This window comes from Synechococcus sp. R5-15 (genome assembly GCF_047462035.1).
Taxonomy (GTDB): domain Bacteria; phylum Cyanobacteriota; class Cyanobacteriia; order Thermostichales; family Thermostichaceae; genus Thermostichus.
This window is the reverse complement of the sequence record NZ_JANSIK010000071.1, coordinates 1-4,010: the sequence shown is the minus strand read 5'-3', so window position 1 is coordinate 4,010 and position 4,010 is coordinate 1. Positions and strand designations below refer to the sequence as shown.

The window sequence follows — 4,010 nt, the reverse complement described above, 5'->3', positions numbered from 1 at the left end:
ACCTGGGCAAGACCGGCACAGGCGTTCTCTGGCTGTTCACCTTTGGCCTGTTGGGCATTGGGCAGTTGATTGACCTGTTTTTGATCCCAGGCATGGTGGAGAACTACAACTTCAAGCTGGCCGTCCTGCAGGGATCCCGACCCTCCCCATCCCCAGCTTCCTCTCGCGACAGCGGGACAGAGCCTTTAGAAGAGCTACGAGAGCAGAGCGCCGGATCTTCCCACTCTCCTCCAGACGGGAGGGATCCCTCCCCTGAGGGACAGGGATCCATTGGCGACGGCGGGACAGAGTCCTCCGCTGCTGCAGCAGAAGGGGAAGCGGCGCCCGGTCGTGTCAGCAGTGGGGAACTGTCTGCGATCCCGGCTGCCCCGCCAGGGTTTAAGTCGGGGTTTGTGGGGCTGATCGGGCGGCCCAATGTGGGCAAGTCCACCCTACTCAACGCCCTGGTGGGACAAAAGATTGCCATCACCTCTCCCGTGGCCCAGACCACCCGCAACCGCCTGCAGGGGATCCTCTCCCTACCCCAAGCCCAGATCATCTGGGTGGATACCCCTGGCATCCACAAACCCCACCACCGCCTGGGGGAAATCTTGGTACACAACGCCCAGGCAGCCATTGCCGCTGTGGACGTGATCCTCTTCGTGGTGGATGGATCGGTGCCGGCAGGACGCGGGGATGCTTTTATTGCCGAGCGGATCCCTGCTGCTTCCCCCTGCCTGATCGTCTGCAACAAAGCGGATCTGCTTCCTCGGGATGCTGCCGTGCGCCAAGCTCACCAGGAGAGCTACCAAGCCCTGCGCCCCGGCGCTCCTGTCGTTTGGGTGTCTGCCTTGGATCCCAGCAGTTTGACACCCCTGATCCAAGCCACCATCGATCTGCTGCCCACCGGCCCCTACTACTACCCGCCGGATCTGGTGACGGATCAGCCGGAGCGGTTCATCATGGCGGAGCTGATCCGAGAACAGGTGCTGCTGCAGACCCGCGAGGAAGTGCCCCATTCCGTGGCCGTGACCATCGACCAGGTGGAAGAAACCCCCAACGTCACCCGCATCTTGGCCACCCTCTATGTAGAGCGGGACTCGCAAAAGGGGATCCTCATTGGCAAAGGGGGGGAAAGGCTCAAGCGGATCGGCCAGGCAGCCCGCCTGCAGATTCAAAAGCTGATCCTGGGCAAGGTGTACCTGGAGCTGTTTGTCAAGGTGCGGCCCCACTGGCGGCGCTCTGAGCACCTTCTGCGCGACTTGGGCTACAGCGCTACGTCCCCCTAGCGGGAATAAGCCATTTGCGTCAGCAGGACGGAGTTCTTATGCCCCCCTCTCCCCTTGTGGGCAGGAGACTGGGGTATTCGCGCGAGCAGCACAGCGTGCCTGGGGGGAATGCTTCAAAAATGCCTTAAAAATGCCTTGGATCTGCTTGGAATAGATGCCGGATGGGATCCCTGCGTTAGCTTGGATAGCAAAGCCTCTAGAGTCCCACAGCAGTTTTTCTTATCGCTGCTTTGCCCCATGACCGCTTTCTATCCCGCTACTGTTCAACCGGGCGCCCGCACCCTGCCTGGCCACTACTATGTTTCTTCCAGCCGCTTTGAGGCGGAGATTGAGCAGATTTTTTATCGGCAGTGGTTCTGCGTGGGGCGCAGTGCCGATCTGGCCCAACCCGGAGACTTTTTGCAGGTGCAGGTGCTCAGAGAAAGCCTGATCCTGGTACGGGATCCCAAGGGGCAAGCCCATGCCTTCTTCAACCACTGTCGCCATCGAGGAACCCGACTCTGCAGCGAGCTCCAAGGCCATTTTGCCGATGGGATCCCTTGCCCCTACCACGCCTGGCGCTATGGGCTGGATGGACAATTGTTGGCGGCTCCCCAGATGCACGAGGTGGAAGACTTTCGCCGTGAAGATTATCCCCTCCACTCCGCTGCCTTGGCAGAATGGGAAGGCTTCGTCTGGGTCAACCTCAGCCGCAATCCTCAGCCCTTCGATGAGGTTTTTGCCCCATTGCAAGGTCGTTTCCGAGAGTGGAACCTGTCCGCTCTGCGGCGAGGCCATCGTATTGAATACCACGTTCAAGCCAATTGGAAATTGCTGTTTGAAAACTACTCTGAGTGCTACCACTGCCCGCTCATTCACCCAGAATTGGCCCGCCTTTCGCCGGCTCGCAGTGGTCGCAACGACTTGATGGAAGGCCCCTTTTTGGGCGGCTACATGTTGCTCAATCCAGATGTGACCAGCCTAAACATGAGTGGCCAACGCAGCTTGCCCCTGATCTCCACCGTGCGAGGCGAGAACCAACGGCGGGCCTACTACTACACCCTTATGCCCAATCTATTCTTGAGCCTGCAGCCGGACTATGTCATGACCCACACTCTGTGGCCCCAGGGATCCGACCGGACGCGGGTTGTCTGCGATTGGCTGTTTGAGCCGGAGACCTTGGCGCTGGATGGTTTTGATCCCAGCGAGGTGGTGGAATTGTGGGATCGCACCAATCGACAGGATTGGCACCTGTGCGAGCTCACCCAGCAAGGGGTGGGATCCCGTGCCTATGAAGCAGGGCCTCTTTCCCATGCAGAAGGGCTGCTGCAAGCCTTTGGGCGGGAATACCGCCGGCAGATGCAGGAGTTGGAAGAACAAAGCTGGTGACATGCTCCCGCACTCATGCTGACGCAAAGCGCTCCGCGCCGCTAAAGCGAGAGAGTGCGGGCTTCTCAGTGACTCCTGTAAAGGACATTTCCTGAGCTTTGAGAACGGGATGCCCCACCGCTCTGTATTTGATGTTTATCGCCGCGTTGTGGTCTCGGCTCAGCTCTAGCCCACAATGCGGGCAAGAGTGCCATCTGTCTCGAATGGTTTTCGGTACTTTCTGACCACACTGAGAACAGTTTTGGCTTGTGCCGCTTGGATCCACTGCAATCGCCCTCAGCCCAGCTCTTTCAGCCTTGACTGCGAGAATTTGCAGGAATTGCCCCCACCCTGCATCATAGATAGACTTCGCTAGTCGGGTTCTAGCAATGCCTTTGGTGTTGAGCGCCTCATACGCAATATGCTTCCCTTTGCTTACCAGCTTCTTGGCTACTTTGTAGTGGAAATCTTTACGCTGATTGGCCACCTTGAGGTGCGCCTTGGCCACTCGCCTCAAGGCTTTCTTACGGCGGTTTGACCCTTTCTGCTTGCGGGATAAAGACCGCTGCAGCCTCTCCAGCCGCTTTTGGGCGCGGCGGTAATACTGGGGCACTGGGACGGACTCCCCTGTATCGGTCACCAAAAAGGAGTCCAGCCCCATGTCGATCCCTATCGTGTTCTCTGATGTTGGCGAATCGGGGGTTAATTCAGGGACAGACGCATCTTGCAGGCTTAATGTCACATACCACCCATCAGCCTTACGGGTGATAGTGGCAGTCTTGATAGCAAACCCGTCAGGCAAAGGACGGTGTTGAATCAGTTTTACTGCTCCGATTTTGGGCAGATGAATGAACTTCCCCTGAAGGCAGTCCTGCTTCATCTGGGGAAAGGTGAAGGAATGATACCGGCCCGCCCCTTTGAATCTCGGCCTTCCTGCTCTCTTGCCGTTACGGTCGCCTTTCAGCCAGCGGTCGAATGCTTTATGCACTCGCTCTATGCAGTTTTGCAGGACTTGCGAATGGATTGCTTGGTATTCGGGGAACCTTGCTTTGGTATTCACCAAGTCCCGTTTTTGGGAGTAGAAATCAGGCCTGTCTCTCAGCTCAGGCAAATGACAGATTAAGGGGCAAGCGTTTATATCACAGCGGTTTTGCTCCCACCAGTTAAACCGCTCTGCCAACCGATAGTTGTACTGCTTGCGCAACAGCTCCAGCCATTGCTCCATCAGAACAACTTGACTGGGGGTAGGCCGCAGACGGTACTGATAGGCAGTCCTCATCTTAAGCGTGCTCAGAAACCGCTACACTGATTATAGCGCCAGCAGAGATTAGCTAGCTCGCCGGGAAGCCCCGCACTCTCTGCAACAGCAGGAGGGTCGGGATGAAAGGCGGATAT

At 57.7% G+C, this 4,010-nt stretch carries 3 protein-coding genes; 2 read left to right on the top strand and 1 reads right to left on the bottom strand.

Translation table 11 applies throughout. The features are described 5' to 3' along the window. Nucleotides 1-347: 347 nt before the first annotated feature. Complete coding sequence (gene era, locus NW839_RS06665; protein ID WP_414351203.1) at nucleotides 348-1,268, top strand: GTPase Era; 921 nt, start codon at nucleotides 348-350, stop codon at nucleotides 1,266-1,268. Between the two features lie 237 nt (nucleotides 1,269-1,505). Next, nucleotides 1,506-2,636, top strand: a complete 1,131-nt coding sequence (locus NW839_RS06660; protein ID WP_414351202.1) for an aromatic ring-hydroxylating oxygenase subunit alpha — start codon at nucleotides 1,506-1,508, stop codon at nucleotides 2,634-2,636. A gap of 13 nt (nucleotides 2,637-2,649) precedes the next feature. On the opposite strand, the gene NW839_RS06655 is transcribed toward NW839_RS06660, so the two are convergent. Next, nucleotides 2,650-3,894 (bottom strand): RNA-guided endonuclease InsQ/TnpB family protein, encoded by a 1,245-nt coding sequence (locus NW839_RS06655; protein WP_414351200.1) that lies wholly within the window; start codon nucleotides 3,892-3,894, stop codon nucleotides 2,650-2,652. Nucleotides 3,895-4,010: the final 116 nt, after the last annotated feature.